General features: G+C 52.3%; 21 protein-coding genes. 6 read left to right on the top strand and 15 right to left on the bottom strand.

The features are described 5' to 3' along the window. Window positions 1-367 precede the first annotated feature (367 nt). On the top strand, window positions 368-949 hold the full coding sequence (locus PsAD37_RS07445) for a tetratricopeptide repeat protein (RefSeq protein ID WP_063295587.1): 582 nt from the start codon (window positions 368-370) through the stop codon (window positions 947-949). Between the two features lie 20 nt (window positions 950-969). Here the strand turns inward: PsAD37_RS07445 and PsAD37_RS07440 are convergent, their stop codons facing one another. The 10 genes from PsAD37_RS07440 to PsAD37_RS07390 all read right to left on the bottom strand — a co-directional run bounded on the left by PsAD37_RS07440 (window position 970) and on the right by PsAD37_RS07390 (window position 11,042). After that, window positions 970-1,686: a hypothetical protein gene (locus PsAD37_RS07440; protein WP_063295586.1), complete on the bottom strand. Its 717-nt coding sequence runs from the start codon at window positions 1,684-1,686 to the stop codon at window positions 970-972. A gap of 60 nt (window positions 1,687-1,746) precedes the next feature. Further along, window positions 1,747-2,235: an SRPBCC family protein gene (locus tag PsAD37_RS07435; protein ID WP_063287294.1), complete on the bottom strand. Its 489-nt coding sequence runs from the start codon at window positions 2,233-2,235 to the stop codon at window positions 1,747-1,749. Between the two features lie 18 nt (window positions 2,236-2,253). Next, on the bottom strand, window positions 2,254-3,093 hold the full coding sequence (locus PsAD37_RS07430; protein WP_063295585.1) for an ABC transporter permease: 840 nt from the start codon (window positions 3,091-3,093) through the stop codon (window positions 2,254-2,256). Then, on the bottom strand, window positions 3,090-4,376 hold the full coding sequence (locus PsAD37_RS29045; protein WP_063295584.1) for an ABC transporter permease: 1,287 nt from the start codon (window positions 4,374-4,376) through the stop codon (window positions 3,090-3,092). The genes PsAD37_RS07430 and PsAD37_RS29045 overlap by 4 nt, the downstream gene beginning before the upstream one ends. After that, on the bottom strand, window positions 4,369-5,454 hold the full coding sequence (locus tag PsAD37_RS07420) for an ABC transporter ATP-binding protein (RefSeq protein WP_057464909.1): 1,086 nt from the start codon (window positions 5,452-5,454) through the stop codon (window positions 4,369-4,371). The genes PsAD37_RS29045 and PsAD37_RS07420 overlap by 8 nt, the downstream gene beginning before the upstream one ends. A gap of 177 nt (window positions 5,455-5,631) precedes the next feature. Next, on the bottom strand, window positions 5,632-6,759 hold the full coding sequence (locus PsAD37_RS07410) for an extracellular solute-binding protein (RefSeq protein WP_057464907.1): 1,128 nt from the start codon (window positions 6,757-6,759) through the stop codon (window positions 5,632-5,634). Window positions 6,760-7,061: 302 nt separating this feature from the next. Then, window positions 7,062-8,003, bottom strand: a complete 942-nt coding sequence (locus tag PsAD37_RS07405; RefSeq protein WP_063295583.1) for a metal ABC transporter permease — start codon at window positions 8,001-8,003, stop codon at window positions 7,062-7,064. Then, window positions 8,003-9,238: a metal ABC transporter permease gene (locus PsAD37_RS07400; protein WP_063295582.1), complete on the bottom strand. Its 1,236-nt coding sequence runs from the start codon at window positions 9,236-9,238 to the stop codon at window positions 8,003-8,005. The genes PsAD37_RS07405 and PsAD37_RS07400 overlap by 1 nt, the downstream gene beginning before the upstream one ends. A gap of 9 nt (window positions 9,239-9,247) precedes the next feature. Beyond that, complete coding sequence (locus PsAD37_RS07395; protein ID WP_063295581.1) at window positions 9,248-10,072, bottom strand: metal ABC transporter ATP-binding protein; 825 nt, start codon at window positions 10,070-10,072, stop codon at window positions 9,248-9,250. Window position 10,073: 1 nt separating this feature from the next. Next, window positions 10,074-11,042: a metal ABC transporter solute-binding protein, Zn/Mn family gene (locus tag PsAD37_RS07390; protein ID WP_063295580.1), complete on the bottom strand. Its 969-nt coding sequence runs from the start codon at window positions 11,040-11,042 to the stop codon at window positions 10,074-10,076. A gap of 340 nt (window positions 11,043-11,382) precedes the next feature. Here PsAD37_RS07390 and PsAD37_RS07385 point away from each other — a divergent pair, with 340 nt between their 5' ends. Then, a complete protein-coding gene (locus PsAD37_RS07385) occupies window positions 11,383-12,300 on the top strand; it encodes an MBL fold metallo-hydrolase (RefSeq protein WP_063295579.1) in 918 nt (305 codons plus the stop codon). 62 nt (window positions 12,301-12,362) lie between these two features. Then, window positions 12,363-13,556, top strand: coding sequence for a MalY/PatB family protein (locus tag PsAD37_RS07380; RefSeq protein ID WP_063295578.1), 1,194 nt, complete (start codon window positions 12,363-12,365; stop codon window positions 13,554-13,556). A gap of 305 nt (window positions 13,557-13,861) precedes the next feature. Here PsAD37_RS07380 and PsAD37_RS07375 read toward each other — a convergent pair whose 3' ends face one another. Together PsAD37_RS07375 and PsAD37_RS07370 are read right to left on the bottom strand one after the other, a co-directional pair. After that, window positions 13,862-14,797 carry a DUF1499 domain-containing protein gene (locus tag PsAD37_RS07375; RefSeq protein ID WP_063295577.1) on the bottom strand — a complete coding sequence of 312 codons (936 nt, stop codon included), beginning with the start codon at window positions 14,795-14,797 and terminating at the stop codon, window positions 13,862-13,864. 193 nt (window positions 14,798-14,990) lie between these two features. Next, window positions 14,991-15,716: an HAD family hydrolase gene (locus PsAD37_RS07370; protein WP_208991749.1), complete on the bottom strand. Its 726-nt coding sequence runs from the start codon at window positions 15,714-15,716 to the stop codon at window positions 14,991-14,993. Window positions 15,717-16,284: 568 nt separating this feature from the next. Between PsAD37_RS07370 and PsAD37_RS28315 the strand changes: the two genes are divergently transcribed. Continuing rightward, window positions 16,285-16,455 carry a hypothetical protein gene (locus PsAD37_RS28315; protein ID WP_167550269.1) on the top strand — a complete coding sequence of 57 codons (171 nt, stop codon included), beginning with the start codon at window positions 16,285-16,287 and terminating at the stop codon, window positions 16,453-16,455. Between the two features lie 370 nt (window positions 16,456-16,825). Here the strand turns inward: PsAD37_RS28315 and pdxH are convergent, their stop codons facing one another. Beyond that, window positions 16,826-17,452: a pyridoxamine 5'-phosphate oxidase gene (pdxH, locus tag PsAD37_RS07360; protein ID WP_370446587.1), complete on the bottom strand. Its 627-nt coding sequence runs from the start codon at window positions 17,450-17,452 to the stop codon at window positions 16,826-16,828. Between the two features lie 99 nt (window positions 17,453-17,551). Here pdxH and PsAD37_RS07355 point away from each other — a divergent pair, with 99 nt between their 5' ends. After that, window positions 17,552-18,040 carry an RT0821/Lpp0805 family surface protein gene (locus PsAD37_RS07355; protein WP_063295573.1) on the top strand — a complete coding sequence of 163 codons (489 nt, stop codon included), beginning with the start codon at window positions 17,552-17,554 and terminating at the stop codon, window positions 18,038-18,040. A 170-nt stretch (window positions 18,041-18,210) separates the two neighbouring features. Then, on the top strand, window positions 18,211-19,200 hold the full coding sequence (locus tag PsAD37_RS07350) for a DnaJ C-terminal domain-containing protein (RefSeq protein ID WP_063295572.1): 990 nt from the start codon (window positions 18,211-18,213) through the stop codon (window positions 19,198-19,200). A gap of 88 nt (window positions 19,201-19,288) precedes the next feature. Here the strand turns inward: PsAD37_RS07350 and PsAD37_RS07345 are convergent, their stop codons facing one another. Both PsAD37_RS07345 and PsAD37_RS07340 read right to left on the bottom strand, forming a co-directional pair. Next, window positions 19,289-20,155, bottom strand: coding sequence for an NAD(P)-dependent oxidoreductase (locus tag PsAD37_RS07345; RefSeq protein WP_063295571.1), 867 nt, complete (start codon window positions 20,153-20,155; stop codon window positions 19,289-19,291). 55 nt (window positions 20,156-20,210) lie between these two features. Beyond that, entirely contained in the window at window positions 20,211-20,948 is a 738-nt protein-coding gene (locus PsAD37_RS07340; RefSeq protein WP_063295570.1) for a crotonase/enoyl-CoA hydratase family protein, read from the bottom strand. Between the last annotated feature and the right edge of the window lie 39 nt (window positions 20,949-20,987).

The following is a 20,987-nucleotide window of genomic DNA, read 5'->3' as shown; positions in this document are numbered from 1 at the left end:
ATCCGGGGCATGCCTTGCCCCATCAGAACTTCAACCTGCCGTAACTTCACAACAATATCTTCAGGTTTGGGGCGCTTGATAGCCATCTATGGTCCTCCGGTTTCCTAACTATAGGCGTGGACCACTTCAAAGGGGGAGGCTCAAGAAGCTGAGGAATAATAATTAATCGGCAAACCTTCATATGCGGCAGTGCAGACGTCATGCAACTATCATGTTTAGCGTTTAGTGCTCAATTGAAGTGCAGTGTCCTCCCCCTCTTACCTTTGGTAATTGTATTTAAATGGCCTGCGTCTTTAAATAGGTCTTGCAAGCGGGTTCCGGCTTCCGTGATGGGGCCGCGTTTGTGGGGCGTAACAAAGGGCGAACGATGGAAGAGATTCTCGAAAAGCTGGAAGCTGCGATTGCACAGAAGGATTGGGCGGTAGCGGAAAAGTACATTCTTCTCATGCTGGAGGAGGATGAGACCAACCCGAGCCTTTGGTACAACCTTGGCCTCGTGCGCCGCCGTGCGGGCAACAATGTGCAGGCCCTTGAGAATTTCCAGAAGACACTGGACCTCAACCCACAACACAAAGGCGCTATGTTTGAACGGGCTGCGGCTTGTCTGGACATGGAGGATTTTGCCTCAGCGCTCAATGACTTTGCCGAGTTCACCGCCGCCTACCCTGATGATAGCGATGGTTTGCTGAACCTTGCCCGCATTGCACTGCACATGGAGGTTCCGGACCTGGCCCTGCAAGCCTTCCAAAAGCGGGCTGAGCTGGAAAATGATGCTGAGAATATTCTTGGTGCAGCAGAAGCCATGCAGATGCAGGGCAATGATGAAGGCATCAACATGTTGCGGCGATTGTTTGCCAACAATCCGCCTGTGCGCCCTGAATTGCTGAAAATTATGAGCCAAGGATCATTCGGGCGCGTGCCATTGAACTCGAAAGCTATGCTTCCATAAGACGGTCTATGACTGGCCTCTTAAGCTTCAACGGAGCGCTTGGCACGGACAGATTTGCGGTAGTGGCCCGGTTCTGCCTGTAGTTTGCCTTGTGTGTCCAGATGGGTTTCGAATTCGTCTTCATCCATCGGAGCGCAATCCAGCTCCAACGCCTCTCGCTTGAATGGGAAAGCTTGTGCGATTGGAGTGCCTGCTTTTAGCGTGCCTTCGAATTTTGGGTCTTTCCAAAGCGCTGGAAAATGAACGAAGCCACCTTTGAAGCGGTCACAATCCACCACACCTGCCAGTGTTCTGAACGGCAACTCTTCGCGATTAAGCGGATGGGTGAAGAGCAGTGAGATGCCTTCAGGGGCCTCAATGCTCCAGAAGTTATTGAGCTTGATAATGAAGTCGCCCGGGTTTGTTCTCAGTGGCGCACCGGTTGCCTGTTCTGGCACATGCAGGCCGATGGGTGATCGGGTTTGTTGTGCTTTTGGTGAGACTGGCTTTGGCCAGTGCCATGAGAACTCGCCGCCTTTCATCGTCACATCACAGGGCAGCTTGAAGAGGATGCCCGTTGAAAAACCGTCGATGATTGGTGGGCAGTGTTTGAGTGTGCGCACCTGTTCGTTGCCCAGCAACTCACTTTCAGCCGTTGAAGGGATGTCTTTCAACCAATCAGGCAGTGATGCCTTTGCTTCTACCGGCTCAGGAATATGTCCGTGGAGTTCTGGCAGGCAACGAAACTTGAGCTTCATGAAGGCTCCTAAATGCGTCTCTTAATCTGGAATCCAGCGTCCACTTCTCGGTGATACGCCTTAGAGTTTCACGATGGCAGTTTTCAGCTTGTTCAGGCAGTACGCCCATCCGGCGCTGGAGTTCATGGCACGCAGGTACTCCCGCCAGCCGTCTCCGTAGCGCTCGAAATGACTATGCACCAGTTTGAGCTGCGTTCCACCCTCAACATCTGAAAACTGAATTGTGACGATGCCAGCTTTTTGCGGGTCTTCAATCAGCAGGCGCTTGGGAGAGATCTGCCAGGCAAGGACAATCTTGCAGCCCTCCTCCAGCTCCTGAATGGTGCCCCAATGCAGGCGCCTGCCATCTTCCACATCTTCAAAACACGAACCGCCCACCAGTGGCTCGATGCCGAGTACACCCTCAGGTGCGAACCTGTACTCTGCGGGCCACCAGGCGTCGATTTTCTCCAGAAAGCACGCATAGGCGCTTTGAGTTGATGCAGGCAGAAGCACCTCTGCCTTGCATAGTGAAAATTGCTCCAAGACGCCCGTTTCGCCTGATGTCATCGCATCCCCCAATTACACTCAACCGCGTCCCTTCCTACGGCGAGCCATCACGTAGACTGTAGCAGCAATTATCGTAATTGCTACAAAGAGAACACCGATGACATTGATGACAGGGGATATGCCAAACCGCATGCGCGCCCCAATCTCCGTAACCAATGTCCAGCTTGGGCCAATGGCAAAGAAGGTGGTGTTGTAGTTCTCAATAGACTGCAAGAACGAGATTGCAGCAGCTGTGAGAATGGTCGGCATGAGGAATGGCAGTGTGATCTTGCGGAACACAAAGAACGAGGAGGCCCCCAGATCCAACGCCGCTTCTTCCTGCACGATATCCTGACGTTGCAGGCGTGCCATGAACATGAGCATGCAGTAGGAGGCGATGAAGCTGGACTGAGCGATGGTTGCGGTCAGCAGGCCACCTTCCACCCCGAAGGCATCCCGCCAGAAGATAAGCGTGGTTGCCCCCAGCACGATGCCCGGTGTGAGCATGGGCGACACAAGGACGGTATAGAGGAATGTGGTGGCTTGGGATTGCAGGCGTGTGAGCAGCAAAGCCCCAGCCAATCCAAGAGGGATTGAGATGATGATGACGCCCAGCGCGATGACCAACGAATGCCAAAGCCCGTCAATGAAACGCTGATCCTCTGGCAGTGCGCGAAACCAGTCCAGCGTGAAGCCTTGCCAGTCGATGACAGAGGGGGTTGGTGATGCGTTGAAGGCTGCAATCACCATGAAGATCATGGGCAGGAACATGTAGGCGAAAAAGATCACCAGATAGCCATTGAGGATGGTAGCAGCCCAATCAATGGGAGATTTAACCTGTTCTTTCATGGCGCCGTTTTCGAGTGTTGTTGATGTCATTTCGCGATGTCCCGAATGCCGACGCGGAAGACCCACATGTTAAACAGAATAAAGATGATACAGGCCACCAGAAGCGCCAACGAGTATGCGGCACCCTGGTTCCAGCTGTCTGCCTCAAAGAAACGGCGGTAGATCACCTGAGAGAACCAATCGGGGTGCAGGCCACGGCCCACAGCACTTGGAACTGCAATAGAACCTGCAGAGAGCATGAAGGTCATGATCGCGCCAACGGCAATACCGGGTTTGGCGTGCGGGAGAACCACGCGCCAGTGAATACGCCATGTGGACGCGCCCAGATCCTTTGCTGCTTCGATCTGGTTTTTGTCGAGCGTATCGACCGTATTGTAGATCGGGAAAACCATGAAGAGCACGTAGGCGTAGACCATCACAGTAAACACGGCACCATTGGAGGCAACAAAGCGGAAGCCTTCTCCCGCTTCCATGTTGATGATGCCCAGCAGGTCCAGCAGGCCGTTGAGCACGCCTTGCTTTTCCAGGATCATGATCCACGAGAAGATGCGCAGCAGCTCGTTGATTGCGTAGGGGATCAGCAGGCCAAGCATCAGGATCGCAAGCTTGTTGCGGTTCGTGGTCATCGCAACGGCGTAGGCCACTGGATAGCACAGCGCAAACGCAAGAATGGTGACGCACAGCGCGTAGATGATGGTAGCAAGGAAGATCTGGAAATGGACAGAACTCATCATGGTGAAGTTCTTGAGCGAATAAGAGGTATCCAAGCCGACAGCGTCTGTCGTGGATTTCTCAGTTATTTCCAGCGCAGCAATTTGGGCTTCCAACTCGCCTTTTTGCGCTAGTAGCGGTGCTTCTTCGGCCTCAATTTCGGCAAGGCTGCGGCTTACCGCGCTTGTGTTGCCTGCTGATGGTGCACCAAACGGGTTCAGCCCGGATGTATCATTTGCTTCTGGTACTGACGGCGTTCCAAATGGATTGAGGCCAGTGGTATCATCGGAGGGTGCGGGTGTGGCAAACGGGTTGAGTGCGGAGGCACTGTCTTGCTGGGGAACCGTGGACGTGCCAGCGATCAGGTCTTCTTTTTCGGCCTGAAGCTCCACCAGTCTGGTGTTGATCTGGAACACATCTTCATAAGCGCGATCAATTTCCAACGCCAGCGTTGCTGCGGCTCCGCCCCTGTCTTCATAGGTGAAGGCTCGGTCGATCATGGACATTTGCGGCAGTATAATCAGCACCACAATCCAGATCGCAGCCAAGCCTATAAAGAGGGAGGTCAGGCCTTTGCCGTAACTCTTGATCAGACTATTCACTGGCCAGCTCTCCCGGACGCATCACAACGGCATCTTGCGCAGCAAACCAGAGCTTCTGGTCTGCGCCCAAAGGCTGATGGGTCTGCTCAACATTGGTCACATGGATTGCAACGGGCTGGTCCCCTGCACGCATATGGAGGTTCACAAAAGGACCTTCCATGTCGCGGCGCTCCAGAATTGCGGAGAGGCCGTTTTGCTGGCCCTGCTTTTCTTCCAGAGTCATTCGCTCAGGACGCACGAAGAGGATGGCCTCCTCTCCCTCATTCAAGCCGTGTGCGTTCTGGCCAAAGAGCTTGCCTTGCGATGTTTCCAGAATTGCGAAGTCACCTTCTTTGCCAATGACCTTGCCTTTGAAGATGTTCTGCTCACCCACAAAGCTTGCTACAAATGGCGTTTTGGGGTGCGCGTAGATCTCGTCAGAGGTGGCAACCTGTTCCACTACGCCTTTGTTCATGACCGCAACGCGATCTGACATGGTCAGCGCTTCACCCTGATCGTGCGTGATGTAGATGAAGGTTACACCCGTTTTGCGCTGCAGGTCTTTCAACTCTGCGCGCATGTGCTGGCGGAGTTTGAGATCGAGTGCGGAGAGCGGCTCATCAAGCAGGAGCACAGAGGGCTCAACTGCAAGGGCACGGGCAATGGCAACGCGCTGGCGCTGTCCGCCTGATAATGCTGTTGGCAGTTTGTCGCCCTGACCATCCAGCGCGACCAGAGACAAAAGCTCCTGCGCCTTTTCCAGCCGGGTCTTCTTTGCGATGCCGCGTGCTTCCAGACCGAAGGCAATGTTGTCTCGTACGCTCATGAGCGGAAACAGCGCAAGGTTCTGAAAGATCAGAGCGGTTGGTCTGGCGTTTGCACGGATGCCGGACATGTCTTTCTCGCCGATCACGACACGGCCCTGTGATGGGGTGAGAAAGCCGGAGATCATGCGCAAAATGGTTGTTTTGCCACAACCAGACGGGCCGAGGATGGAGAAAAACTCACCAGCGTTGATCTTAAGGTCAGTGGGCTGGACGGCGACGAAATCGCCAAATTTCATGGAGAGGTTTTCAAGAATTACATCATTGCCGTGCATGAAGTGCCTATTGCTTCGCTTCAATCTTTTAAAGATTGGAAATTCAGAGGTTTTCTGCGTGCCTGACATTTTGACCAGTGCACAGTCCGTGCTCGTAAGGTGCGCAGTCTTGCTGCTGCATTTCTTAGGAGCGGATGTGCAAAGCGCGGCTGATGCCGCGCTTTGCTTTCAACGCCCTTAAGCGTTGGTGATCTTGTCAACGTATTCCTGACGCAGCGGAGCGAACCACGGCGTATCTGCCGGGTACCACCACAGGTTCGCCAGCGTGTCGTTGTTGTAGATTTCCAGGAACTGCTTCTTGTAGGTTTCGCCTGCATGGTTTGCAGCGCCAACAACGGCGGAGTTGTAGCCGGTGTTTGAGCTGAACATGCCTGCCATTTGCGGGTCAAGCATGGCGTTGATGAAGGCGTAGGCTTGTTCTGTGTTGGCCGCACCGCTTGGAATGCCCATGGAATCCATCCAGGTCATGCCGCCTTCTTTTGGCATGCGGTACTTCCATTTTGCATCTTCGCGGCTGAGCAGCAGACCGGTTGTGTCCCATGTCTGGCCGATAGACGCGCCAGCCTGTTTGAAGGCGTTTGTTGCTTCGGTTGCGTTGTTCCAGAACGCAGCAATATTTGCTTTGCGCTCAATGATGAACTTGGCCACTTCGTCCCAAACGCGGCGGGCGTCTTCCTCGGTCTTGTAAACATCAAGCATACGGTCAGATTTCACTTTGCCGATTGCATCGAGGTATAGGCCGGTGCCGATCAGAGCGGACTTCTGACGGAAGGCAGCCTTGCCTTTTGCTTCTGGTGCCCAGAGGGAGCCGAAGGAAACTTCGTCGTTTGACAGCGGGAACACGGAGCTGTCAAAGGTGATTGCCTCTGTGCCCCAATCGAATGGCAGCAGCATACGCTTGCCACGGTAGGTGCCGCCCAGCTTCACGCTGTCGCGCAGCATGGAAGGCACAACAGCATCAACCTTGAGCTTGCTCTCATCGAGAGGCGCCAGCAGGTCATCCGGGTAGTAGTTGGCACCGTTGGTGATGGACGGGAAGATCACGTCAAAGCCCTTGCCACCAGCTGCTTTCAGCTTTTGCTCAGCTTCATCGTTGGAACCAAAGGTGGACAGGTTGATCTTGATGCCTGTGTCACCTTCAAACTTCTTGATCATGTTGTCCTGAACGTAATCGCCCCATGCGAACACATTCACCTGACCAGAAGATGCCAGCGCATCAGAGGCCTTCAAAATTGCAGGAGCGGCAATCGCAGCAGCGGAGGCTGCGGCAGTGCCTTTTATAACCGAACGACGAGAGATAGACATTTACGGACCCTCAAGAGACAAAGAATTCTTAATAGCAACCGAGGCGCGATACTTAGATTCGGCGCCCCTCCGGTTCCATCACCTAGGCAGCTAACTGCAACCTGTGACAGACCCATGACAATTTACGTATATTAACTTATGGAGCGTAGCTCATTATTAGCGGGCTAGGCAATATTGTATTTATATTTCTATAGGTTGACCTGAAAACTCTAGGTAATTTCAATCTGTTATTTATTTGGCAAACTAAAAAGGGAGCACCTTTTCAGGTACTCCCTTTCAATTGTCGCAGCCTACAGGCTCTATCAGACGCTTGCGTGCGCTCTTTGCCGGCGACGCCGCATAACGACGCCATACTGCGGAGCAAACAACATGGCAAGCACCTGCTGCAGACCAGCGACAACCGCAATCATACCGGCTGCGGACACGGAAAATTCGTAGCCAAGGAGGCCCGGACCAAACGCTGCCAGCAAGTAGCCAAACAGGCCAGCGGACAGAGATGCTATGCCGGAGATGAAGAGCTGGACTTTCAGATTATCTGTCAGCATGCGAGCCGTTGCTGCCGGGCAGATAAACATAGCAATCACAAGGATTGACCCTACAGCTGTAAATGCAGCAACAGCCGCGATTGCCACCATGACAATGAGTGAAAGGCCAAGCCACTTAGGCGAGAAACCAAGGCTTGCAGAGAGCAACGGGTCAAAGCTGGAGATCTTCAACTCTTTGAAGAACAGCACGATAAACATAATCACCAGCATGTTAACAACAAACAGCTGCTTGATGCTTTCCGGCATGGTCATGAGCACCTGCCAGTTCCACAGGTCTGAGAGCGAATAGGCATCCAGCCAGATTGCACTTTCCAGATTGCCGTAGAGCGCGTGCTCCACATCCAGATGGACGCCAGCGGTCCCGGTTTGCTCCAGAATCACAACGCCTGCTGCGAACATGGTGGTGAACACCACACCCATGGCTGCCCCCGGATCTACATTGCCGATACGCCGGATAAGCTCAATCAGAAGGACTGCGAAGATAGCTGCTCCCCCTGCTCCGAGCATCATGGCCCAGGAGCTGGTCTCATGGGTGAACAGGAAGCCGATCACGATACCTGGCAGAACCACATGGGAGATTGCATCGCCCATGAGCGCCTGCTTGCGCAGAACGAGGAAGTTGCCAAGAAGACCGCAAGCGAGCGCTGCCAGAGATCCGAGCAGGATGCTTGGGAGGTCAAATTGCAGGAAAATATCCATCAGACTGCTCCTCCTCTGCTTGTTTCACCACCGCGCACAACATGCGGGCTTAGTTCCTGTTCCAGCACCCTGACTGTATCAGCGGGCAAAACTTCTCCGATTGGCTTCAGAGACCAGTCTGCCAGTGCATGGGATTCTTCTGGGTGCATTTCGCGGTAGAGGTTCCAGAGTTTCTGATCTCGCTCAATGAGGCGAGCTTCAGACTGGCCTTTGACCGTTGGCTGACCGTCACCGCCCATGAATCCACCACGACGGAGGATGGAGCGGGTGAGAGGTTCCAGCACCGGTTCATCGTGTGCGATGGCAAGCAAACCCTGACGCAAGTGCACGATGCGCTGGAAACGATAGTGCTTGAGCGCTGCTGCCAGAATGCCTCTGACAGGCGAAATAAGCAGGGAAACTACAAAGAAACTGAAGAGCACCAGCACGATCAAACCGCCTGTTGGCATGTTTGGTGCACTGGCTGAGAGAGCAGCTCCGATGTAGCTTCCCGAGGCGCCAATACCTGCTGCAATGGCAACCAACACCGGCACGCGGTCTGTCCAGAAACGGGCAGCTACAGGTGGGATGATTGCTAAAGCAATAATGAGAACGAGACCTACTGTTTTAAGGCCGATCACCACAATGCCCAGCAAAAGCAGAAGCAATGTGCGGTCCAGCCAACGCACGTTGTAGCCACAGGCTGCTGCAAAGCTTTCATCAAAGCACAGCAGCGAGAATTCTTTCATGCGCAGCACAACGGCAAGGCCAACGAGTGCTGCTGCCACTGAGATGGTCAGCGCCTCAGACTTGAGCATGCCGGAGGTTGCACCAAGCAGGAAGCCTTCCAGACCCGCCTGCCCTGCAATGGACATGGACTGGATGATCGTCAGCAGTACCATACCCACGGCGAAGAAGGTGGAGAGTACGGTGCCGATGGCGGCATCTTCTGTGAGGCGAGTGTGGGTTTTGATCCAATCCACGGCGAGAACGCCGATACCAGCAGACAAGGCCGCACCAAACAGGAGCACTGGCAGGGAGCGACCAGAGTCAAAGTAAACCTGTGCGATAATGAAGGCGAGCGCGACGCCGGGAAGTGTTGCGTGACTGACGGCGTCCGAGATCAGTGTCCGCTTTCTGAGCAAAACAAAGACACCGATGGCACCACTGGCCGCCCCCAGAAGGGCTGCGCCGATGCAAACCAGCGCTGTGTTGTAGCCTGCGGACAAAGTAAGGGCGGCAAAGAACTGTTCCATGACGTCGCCTTACGCGTTTGAGGCTTCAGAGAGACCATCCAGCTGGGTGCTGGCAAGGCGTCCGCCATACGCTTTTTGCAGGTTCTCAGCGGTGAAGGTTGTCTCCACCGGGCCGTCTGCCACATGCTGCCCATTGAGTAGCAGGATGTGGGAGTAGTAATCACGCACGGTTTCAAGGTCGTGGTGAACTACAAGAACGGTCTTGCCATCTGCTACCAGTTGGCGGAGCACCGCTACGATTGCTTTTTCTGTTGCAGCATCCACACCGGCGAACGGTTCGTCCATGAGATAGACTTCAGAATTCTGCGCCAATGCTCTTGCAAGGAACACTCGCTGCTGCTGACCACCAGAGAGCTGACCGATCTGTCGGTTTGCAAAATCCTGCATGCCAACGGACTTCAGGCAGTCCATCGCCTTTTGCCGGTGTTTACGGGATGGCCAGCGGAACCAACCGATTTGGCCATAAAGACCCATCAACACAACATCGATCGCGGTTGCCGGAAAATCCCAATCTACGGCAGAACGCTGCGGAACGTAGGCGATACGCTTCAGTGACTTTTCGATTGGCGCACCGAACACTTTGGTGTCGCCGGAGAGTTTCGGGATCAGGCCAAGAGCGGCTTTCAGGAATGTGGACTTACCAGCACCATTAGGGCCGATGATGGCTGTCAGGCAGCCTTTGGGGGCAGAGTATGACACCCCCCAAAGAACTGGTTTGTGATGGTATGCGACCGTCATGCCCTGCACGGTGAACGGCAGATCTTGCGAGCTCACAGCTTTTGAGGTGTTGGTGTCGTGCAACAAGTGCAGACCTGAGGAACTTCTATCATGCATCTTAGTGACCTGCTCCAAGCTTACCCTGCATACCCTGTGCTGGTGCTTCACCGCCCAGAGCACGTGTAATCGAGGTCATGTTATGGTCGATCATACCGATATACGTTCCTTCATAGGTATTGGACTGGCCCATTGCATCTGAGAACAGCTCGCCGCCGACTTCGACCTTGTGGCCTTTGGCAGCTGCCCCCTCGACCAGCGCACGTACATTGCGCTCTGATACTGACGATTCAACAAACACTGCTGTGACTTTGCGATCTACAAGAAGATCAACCAGTGTCTCAATCCGCTGCAAACCAGCTTCAGAGTTTGTGGAGATGCCCTGAATGCCGACCACTTCCAGATTGAAGTCGCGACCAAGATAGGTGAAGGCATCGTGCGCGGTTACAAGAACACGGCGCTCTTGAGGTACTGTCTGGAGGATCTTATCGCCGTAGTCTGCCAGCTTCTGCACTTGAACCAGATAGGCTGCTGCGTTGTCGCGATATTCCTGCTCGTTTTCAGGGTCTATGGAGATGAAGGCTTCGGTCACGCCATTGATTGCGCCTTGCCACAGGGTCGGGCTCATCCAGACGTGCGGGTCATAGCGGCCGGTGTACGCGGTTGACCCTTCGAGTTTGGCAGAGTCGATGGATTCACCGATGAAGAAGACAGGCTTACGTTTTTGTAGCTTCAGCAGCAGATCTTCCATCTGCGCTTCCAGAAACAGACCGTTTGCGAAAATTGCATCTGCACGGCCCAGTTTCACCACATCAGAGCGGGTTTGACGATAAGAGTGAGGATCGATGCCGGTTCCCATCAGCGCTTCAACGGTAACATTGTCTCCACCAACTGCACGCACAGCGTCGGCGACCATGCCGACTGTTGCAACTGCATTGATCGGAGTTTTTGCAAATGCTGCTGACAGGCCGGAGAGACCTGCGAAAATCATGACTGTTACTGCAAGCACAGCAGCTTTTAAGTAGCGCATAAAATCCAACTTTCTAAAACGACTTGAGCAAATTTTCACGCTCATCATCTTGCACAGTTTTAGGACCCGGCCTCGTTGTTCTCAGCCAACATCTTCGCCCTGAGCTCTTTAAATAAAGATACCATTAGAATTTCTGCAGGCATCCTGTTTCTTCCGGCAGTCTAGTTGCAACTCATTCTTAATTGCAATAAAAAAATGAAGCTTTTTGAAAATTGGTGTTTTGCGTCGTTTGCGATGGAAAGCGCGGCGTGAGCAGAAAGTCGACCATCAATCAGGCCTAGTTGCCATTGCCTCTTATTTGCCAAAGGCTTATTTATGGAGGCAATGGGAGAGACCTGACATGAGCAAGATGGACTTCAATCGCGATTTTGATGCACGACATGGTGAGCTTGTTGCGATCACCGATGAGCTGTCGCGCGTAACCTGCAATAACCCGAGTGCCCTAACGTTTGCAGGAACTAACACTTTCCTTGTTGGTAAAAACGAGGTTGTTGTCATCGATCCGGGCCCGATGGATCTGGAGCATCTGGACGCGTTGATGAAGGCCATTGATGGCCGACCGGTCAAAGCTATTCTCGTCAGCCACACCCATGTGGATCACTCCCCTCTTGCTGGCCCTTTGAAGGAAAAGACAGGCGCTCCCGTGATGGGGTGCGGACCTCATAAACGAGCAGTTTCGTTTGCTGATATGGCCGAAACGCCTATGGATGCGAGCTCTCAAAAGGACTTTGCACCGGATGAAGAGCTGGAGGATGGTGCCAAAATCTCTGTTGATGGCGTGACAATTGAAGTGGTTGCAACGCCGGGTCACACAGAGAATCACCTGTCTTTCGCCCTTCCTGAGCAAGGTGTGATGCTACCCGGTGATCATGTGATGGCTTGGTCCACGACCATTGTGGCGCCTCCAGACGGGTCCATGAACGCCTACATGAAGTCGCTCGACAAGCTCATAGCGCGCAGTGAAACTCGCTATTTCCCGTCCCATGGCGGCGAAGTGAACAACCCGAAGGTCTTTCTTCCTCAGTTAAAGCAGCATCGTCAGTTGCGCTCCGATGCTATTCTTGAACGTTTGCATGCTGGGGATGATGACGTCATGACCATGGTGAAAGCCATCTACACGGATGTGGACCCAAAGCTGCATGGCGCAGCCGCGCTCAATGTTCTTGCACAACTGGATGATCTCATCGCGCAAGGGGTTGTCTTGTGCGATGCTAAGGTTACACTCTCCGCAAAATTCACGTTGCGTGAGCTGACATAGCTTAGCTTACACACTGTCAGGACACCCCAGAGAAACCGATCTCTCCAACACTTAGAGACGTAATGACCAGTATTTTTGACCAGAAGATCGATCGCAGAAACACTCATTCCCTGAAATGGGATGAGATGGAAAGTCGCTATGGCATTAGTCCTGATGACGGTTTGCCGATGTGGGTCGCTGATATGGACTTCCGCCCACCACAAGCCGTGAATGACATGGTTGCCCGCGCTGCGGAGCACGGGATCAACGGCTACTACGGCAATGATGCGCCTTACAAGGAAGCCGTCATTTCCTGGATGAAGCGACGTCACCAGTTCGATGTCTCTCCAGACTGGATCACCACAGTACCGGGAGTTGTTGCTGGTTACTCCATGGCTATTCAGGCGTTTTCTGAGGAAGGCGATGGTGTCCTGGTGTTCTCACCAGTTTATCACGCATTTGGCCGCGCCGTGCGCGACAACAACCGCCGCCTTGTTGAAAGCCAGCTGATTGAGCGTGATGGCGCTTACTACATGGACTTTGACCATCTGGCCGATCAGATTGATGAACGCACCAAGATCCTGCTGCTGTGTAGTCCTCACAATCCGGGTGGTCGTGTTTGGACTGCAGAGGAGCTGACCCGCATTTGCGAGTTCTGCCTTGAGCACAACATCCTGATCATCTCTGATGAGATCCACCACGACCTTATTCTGGATGGATCCAAGCATGTGGTAACCTCGACATTGTCTGAGGCAATTGCAGAGCGGACGATAACATTCACATCTGCTTCCAAGACCTTCAATCTGGCTGGATTTGCGACGGCTGCGTGCATCATCAGCAACAAAGAGCTGCGCGATAAAATCCGCAAGGTCTTTACAGCTTGTGGAGTTCACGCCACCCCGCTTGGCTCACAGGCCACGACTGAGGCTTACAACCATGGCGATGAGTGGCTCACTGAAGCTTGCGACTACATTGCGGCCAATCAGGAGCTGCTGATTGAAGGGCTGGAAGCTGCTATTCCCGGCGCTAAAGTGATGCGCATGGCAAGCACTTATTTGCAGTGGGTCGACTTCAAAGAAGTAGACCTGCCGTTTGATGAGATCGTGACGCGTATTCAAAAGCAGGCAAAGGTCGCCGTCAACATCGGCAGCACGTTTGGAAAAGGCGGAGAAACGTTCCTGCGATTCAATCTGGCCTGTCCAAAATCAACTGTTGAAGAGGCTATCAAACGTTTGGAAGATGTTTTTGCAGATCTTCGCATCCAAGCAAACGCCTGATTTCAAAGCAATATTTTGAGTTATCAAAGATACGCCCGTTTCTGGGCGTATTTTTTTGTGAGGTCGTGACAATTATCACACACATATGCTATTAAATGAGTCATATTGAATTCATAGAGTTCAACGGCTTCCCTGGCTTCAGAACTCTCAGAGTTTCGCGATAGCCTTAAAGCGGTACTCGTTGTTCACGCAAGCTTTCATAACCAGTGCTTCCCCGGCGCTGGTTATGTCGTTTCTGGGCCTATTTTCATCTCGAGACCACACACCCCAAAACAACAGCTGATCTTATGAGAGATACTCGCGATTTATTGCGCAGGCTTTTGTGATGGGATTGGCGCGGCGCCACGCTCTTTCAACATGGATGCAATTGAAGGTGGTAGCTCTAATGGCGCTTCCAGCAGCGGTACGCTCTCTGAGATTTTTAGCTGAGCCGGTTGCTCGGCCTCATCCTGCAAGACCAGCTCAGGTTCTTCAACCCGGGCTGTGATGCCGTAGTTTTGCAAGAGCACTTTATCCAGACTTGCCAGAAACCCTCTTATACGGCGGGCATTGGTGCCAAAATCATGACTGCCAAAGCGGGACGCAGAGCGGATATCCAAAAGTGTACCTACTCTATCGGGCTGGATGCGAATGGCGACATCATCCTTCAAAGAGAAGTATGGCATGCGCGCTTCCATGAGCAGGTAGGTGGGCTCATCCGGGAAACCCGCGGGTAACTCATAAATCACTTTCCACCCCATGCTGGAGGCCACGCTGGAAACAGCGTTGTGCAGCTCAGGAGGAGGCAGGCGGAACCGGCGCGGGACGATGTCAGGATAGCTGGCCTTTTGCATGAGCTGCTTGTCCTGCCCAATTTCATCATCAATACGATCTCCGGCAATCAGCGCAGGTGGCTCGTCCATATCTGTTGAGACATCATTGAGTGGCGGGAACAGATAGAGCCCCAGTGTCGCGACAAGTAGTGGGGCAAGGACGATGGCACCATAAAAAGTGCCCAAGAAACTGTTGCCGAACCCTTTGCCGCCGTTGTTCCACAAATCAACCACGGCCATGGCAGCCAGCGCAATGGCGGCAGCGCCCATGAAAAAGCCAATTACAAAGAGAACGAGCAGCACTTCTGTATTGAACAACTCGAAGTAATGACCAGCAACGGAGATAAAGAGGAACGGGATCGCAATTGCGCCAATGCGACGACTGCGCAGGGCAGTGCGAGAATGTTTCGAGGGCAATTGCAGGGTCATTCTATCCCACTCTCTTCAATCTGCAGCTCAGAGTTCAACTTAACCGTTCGGCATGAAGGTTACAGCTCTTTACTTTACGATACCAGATAGTAGCAGTTCAGAATTACCGAGGGTTGAATACTGCCATTATTTTCGCGCAGATTTTGAGAGAGGGGAATTGCGGCGGATGAACCGCCGCATTAACAGCATCTTATTAAACAGCAGCGCCCTCGCCTGTCGCCTTCAGGCCAACCAGGTTCACAAGATCAGTCAGGCTGTCGAGCAGGTGGTCACAGTGATCCTTCAGCTCTTCAGTGGTCAAAGCGCCAGTTGTTACGCCAACGCGCACCATGCCTGCGTTTTGGGCTGCATGCATGTCGTGAAGGCTGTCACCCACCATTGCGATGTGCTGAGGTTCTATACCTGTGTGCTTTGCAAACCCGAAGAGCTGGCCCGGCTCCGGCTTTTCACCATGACCGCTGTCGTAGCCCACAACGAAGGTGAAGTAGTCGAGAATACCAAGGCGCTTCAGCTGGGCTATGGCACTCGCTTCTGTACCATTCGTTGCCAGACCGATCGGCAAACCAGCAGCTGCCAAGGCTTTGATAGATGATGCTGTGTCATCAAATGCTGCAACACAGTCTGCTGCATGTTCCAGAATAAGGTCTTCAATACGATCCAAGAACGCGCGGTTGAACTCAACACCAAGATGATTGGCCCATGGTTCGCTGTAACCGCTTGGCGGATTGGTCAGAATAGGGCTGCCCGGTTCGCAGGCACAGCTGGCGTAATCAAACTTCACGAGCTTGCCAAGTTCAGTGGCCAGCTTTAGATTTCCATCTGCCAGATCCATCAGAACATGTTGGAGCACCGTGCCCCATGTCCTATTGAAATCAATGAGAGTTCCATCGCGATCAAACAGTACGGCGCGCACGTTCATTGTCATTTTCCTTCAGCGCATTTGACGGTTTATATGGGAGACCGTCTTCGGGAGATTACCCGAGCAAAATAGTTCTTATGCAAGCGGCTCAATCTACGCACTTATACAGGGTATTACGAGCACCAATCACTATGAGCGATGCTAATCAATCGGCCACAAGCTTCTTGGCACACTAAATACACAGTTTTTTGTCAGTTTCGCAGTCAGGGAAATCGCGGCCAAATGTCACTCAAAATAGCCTGATACATTAATGGTTTAGTCGCGATAATTTTAACTAGCTCACAACCTGAGATCCTATCCTTTTGTATAATAATAATAATTTCCGGAAAGCCTGCTGAGCAATTAGTTAACGTCATGTTTCATGCATTCAAATTGCTGAGTTTATTGGGAAATTCCCCCCTTGAAATTAGATTGGCTTTTTTAGTTTTTTTGGCGCTAACATATTCATGCCCGATTTGAGTATCACTCCTGCATATGAGCTGACGCTTATATCGGGCTATCCGGCTACTCATTCTGGATAAGCATCACGATTTCTGCAACACAACTTGTCCCAAGGGGACGGACTAAAATGGCCTTCGGAACGACTGAGCAACAAAAGAAAAACGCTAAACCTGATCTGGACAAACTTTATCGTCCAGTGGGCATTCAGGCTGTCAATGCTGCAAACTGCTGTAACGGTAAGCAGAAAGAGGCATATCAGCCTAAGGTTCAGGAAGAATACCCTCTTCCGACTGACTGATGCGTCAGGGGCTACAAATCAGAAATTCCAGCTTGTTTTTCAAGAACCGAATTGCTTGATTATGTATTCCAATCACATTGATAACTGCTTCAATGCGTAAGCCACGTCTTATTTGGACATGGCTTTCCAGAAACTTGATGGCCTGAACGGACATCTGGTTATCTGAATAAAGAAGGCGACCCGCAGGATTGCGAGCCGCCTTATTTTTATGCCTGCCTCGTAGAAGCATCAACCGTTACGTCTTCTGCGTAACGATCCCGCAGCCCTGCCCCATATCTATATATGCTTTATATAGCGGCTCATGTTCTGTTGCTGATAAATGACGAAGCGCACCACGTTTGTGATGCGCTCAGCCTTCATCTGAAATGCATTATGGATACAGACGCACTTTATCCCATTGATCTTCTGCGCTGTCTCTTTTGAAGACAAATCTGTCATGCAGACGGAAGGCACGGTCGTGCCAGAATTCGATTTCCAATGGTTCCAAAATGCAGCCGCTCCAATATTCGGGGCGCGGAATGTCACCAACAGCATATTTAGCAGCGTATTTGGCAACTTCTTTCTCAAGCGCGAAACGGCTTTCCAATGGACGGGATTGTTTGGATGCCCATGCACCAATGCGGCTTTTTCGTGGCCGTGAGTTATAGTATTCGTCGGCCTGGTCTTCAGTTACGTGGATAACGTTGCCACGTACCCGGACTTGCCTGCGCAAGCTTTTCCAGTGAAAACACAAAGCAACCTTAGGGTGAGCAAGAATTTCACGGCCTTTTGTGCTTTCAAAGTTTGTATAAAACACAAAACCCTGTGGACTGTAACCTTTAAGGAGTAACATCCGCACATTGGGCATGCCATTCTCATCTACAGTCGCGACTGACATGGCATTAGGATCATTAGGCTCGTTCTTTTCTGCAAGTGCAAGCCATTCACCAAATAGTTGAAAAGGAACCTCTACGCTTTCGGAGTAACTATTTGTAAACTTTTCTTCCAGATTTTGGATGTCACCATTCATAGTTAATAGTCCCTTTAGGATCCTCACACTGTGGATGAACCGGAATTCGTTAAAACAACGGATTCAACCTGAGGCTCTAGTAGTAATATGGCAGTTTTGTATAGCAAGAAAACCCGTTTACGCCAGTCGTGTTTTGTCTCGGCTGCGCTCTTGCTGACACTTCCTGCCTGCACTCAGATGTCCATATCTGTGAACAACAGTGAGTATCAAGAACCTCTGAACCTGACAGAGACAGTTGATACCAAGCAAAAGGTCGCGGATAGCGAGATTCATCGCACCGACCGTACGGTTATTACGAATACCATTGAGGAAGCTCTGAACGAGAGTGGGCAAGCCAAAAACCGGTTTGCACCTATGGCCTGGACTAACCCTGTCAGCGGCAACAGTGGGACAATCACTTCTCTCATGTCCGTTGATAAAACAGAAAGCATTGCGGGTTGCACCGATTTTGTGACCAGCGCAAACACTGTTGGCGGCGTCAGAGCCTATCAGGGGCGCAGCTGCCCGGATACCAATCGTAAAATGAAGATTGTCCAGCTTGCTCCGTTCCAAACCGATGCAACTGTCACTGAATAACTCTTCCTCGCTTCAGTTTCGCAAATGCGACGTGTCCTACTAGATTAAAACCACTGAAATACTCACGTCTGATTAGCTAAGTTCGGCTACGGCTGCTTGCGCCCCGTCGAACTCAAGGTTATGTAAAGGGTGAGTTATAAACTGCCCTTATTTCAATTTGATGGATGACGATGAGAGATCCCTATTCTGTTCTTGGTGTTAGCAAAAATGCCAGTGAGGCAGAGATCAAGAAAGCGTTTCGCAAACTGGCCAAACAGTTCCACCCAGACCAGAATGCAGACAATCCAAAGGCTAAGGAGCGCTTCTCTGAAGCGAACCAAGCCTATGAAATTTTGGGCGACAAAGATAAGCGCGGACAGTTTGATCGCGGTGAGATAGACGCGGATGGCAAACCCAAGTTTTATGGCGGCCCGGGTGGTGGCGGTGGCTTCGAAGGTTTCCGTAATTCAGGGCGTCATGGTGGTTTCCGGTTTGAGCAGGGCTTTGGCGAAGGCCACGGCGGTGCAGGTGGCCCTCAGGATGCTGGCGGTTTTGACGATATCCTCAATGATATTCTTGGTGGCTTTGGCGGCGGCAAACGCCGCAGCGCAGGCGGTGGAGAATCTCATTTCCATGCTGGCCCTACCAAGGGAGCTGATGCCAACCTGATTGCACGGGTGACACTTGAAGACCTTGCCCACCATGGCAAGGTTCAGGTGAAGCTGCCAAGCGGCAAGACGGTGAATGTAAAAATTCCGGCTGGCACGCAGAGCGGCGACAAGATCCGCCTGAAAGGGCAAGGTTTTGCTTCTGCCAAGAGTGGTCAGGCTGGTGATGCACTGGTAGAAGTTCGTATTTCCACACACAAGCTCTTCAAAGTGGATGGAGAAGATATTCGTGTAGATGTCCCCCTCACCCTTTATGAAGCCGTTCTTGGCGGGAAAGTACGCATTCCAACTCTCAGCGGCGCGGTTAACCTGACAATCCCTGCAAATACCAGCAGCGGAAAGACCATGCGGCTGAAAGGCAAGGGCCTGCCGAAGAAAGAAGGTGGCCACGGCGACCTTCTTGTTGGGCTTGAAATTGTCCTGCCAGAACAGACAGATGAAGAACTTGAAAATCTGATGCGCGCCTGGAAAGAAGTGAAGCCGTATTCGGCACGCGGTCCCGAGTTCGACTAATCATTACCAATGATAAAGGCGGGTTACCCCGCCTTTTATTTTGCCATGCTTTGAATCTCTCAGAAGCAGAGTGCCTCAACGATCAAAGCTAAGCTTCGATTGCAGCCAGGCTGACTGGCGCTACACTGTCATCGGGAACAAAGAAATCTGGCTGCAGATTCACTTTCGGATTCACGCGGTACTTGTCAAAATCGATCATACCGTTTTCCGCCAGCAATGTATCATCAATGAAGAAGTTGCCAGTGGTTTCTGCTGCCGGTTTTGTGAAGATCAGATGTGCAGCATCTGCCAGAATGTCTGGCGTCCGGCTTGCCTGAACCATCATATCACCACCAAGCAGATTCTGAACAGCAGCCGTGGCAATGGTCGTGCGCGGCCAAAGGGCGTTTACAGCAATCTTCTTAGAGCGCAGTTCTCCGGCAAGTCCCAGTACAACAAGGCTCATGCCGTACTTGGCAATGGAGTACGGTGTATGGTTCTTGAACCACTTCTCCTGCATGTCCAGCGGCGGAGAAAGCATCATGATATGCGGGTTTTCTGCTTCTTTCAGATACGGGATCGCCAGTTTAGAGCAGAGCAAAGTACCGCGCGTGTTGATCTGGTGCATCAGGTCAAAACGCTTCATGTCGATTTTCTGAACCGGAGTCAGGTTGATCGCACTGGCATTGTTGACCACAATATCGATGCCGCCGAACTTCTCAGCAGCTGCCTTCATTGCATTGTCGACGCTCTCTTCACTGCGCACATCAACCACGAGCGGGAGCGCCTGGCCTCCGGCATCCTCAACCTCTTTGGCCGCTGTGTAGATCGTTCCTTCCAGCTTCGGATGCGGTTCTGCCGTTTTTGCGGCGATCACAATGTTCGCGCCATCTTGTGCTGCCCGCTTGCCAATCGCGAGACCAATTCCACGAGATGCACCGGTAATGAACAGTGTTTTACCCTTCAGACTTCCCATGTTTCCCCCAAATTCCTGAAATAAGATGCGGCGATAAACACCGCATCTGAACGAGTTAAGCTTTGCTCATGAACTTCATGAAGGCTTCGCGAGCCTCATCAGATTTAAGCAGCTCAGCAAAGAGACCGATTTCCTCAAAAATGCGCTTTTCAAGCGGCTCACGCTTGCCACGCAGGAGCTCTCTGGAAATGCGTAGGGCATTTTGAGGCTTGGACGCTACCTTCTGCGCTATCGCAAGCACACGATCCTCCAGCTCATCAGGGGATACCACGTGATTTACAAAGCCCGCTTCCTTAGCCATCTCGGCAGTGAAGCTCTCACCCAAGGCCAACATTTCGAACGCTTTGTGGTAACCCATTGTCTCTGGGCCGATCAGCGTTGAGCCTGCTTCAGGAATGATGCCGAGATCGGTGAACGGCGTTTTGAAGAGCGCATTTTCCGTAGCAAACACCATATCGAAATGGAACAGCATGGTGGTGCCCACGCCGATAGCAGGGCCATCGATGCCCGCGATGACAGGTCTGGACGGCTCATGGAGTGCGCCGAGGAATTTACCTACACCGCCAGCTTCCAAGCCTTCGCCTGACATTGCGGCCTTAAGGAAGTCTGCAATATCATTGCCTGCGGTGAAGACACCCGGACGGCCAAGCATGACATGGCAGCGGATGCTTTCGTCTTCTGTCTTCAGCGCATCTGCCATATCCATGTACATGGCTTGTGTCAGTGCGTTTTTCTTTTCTACGCGATCCATGCGGATGATCTGGACTGCGCCGTCCCGTTCAATGCTGATCATGTGTCCCTCCCAAACTGATTGGTGAGGCCTGTTCCGCCT

Source organism: Pseudovibrio sp. Ad37 (genome assembly GCF_001623075.1).
GTDB lineage: Bacteria > Pseudomonadota > Alphaproteobacteria > Rhizobiales > Stappiaceae > Pseudovibrio.
Note: the sequence above shows the minus strand (reverse complement) of the source record. Positions and strands in the feature narration are given on the sequence as shown.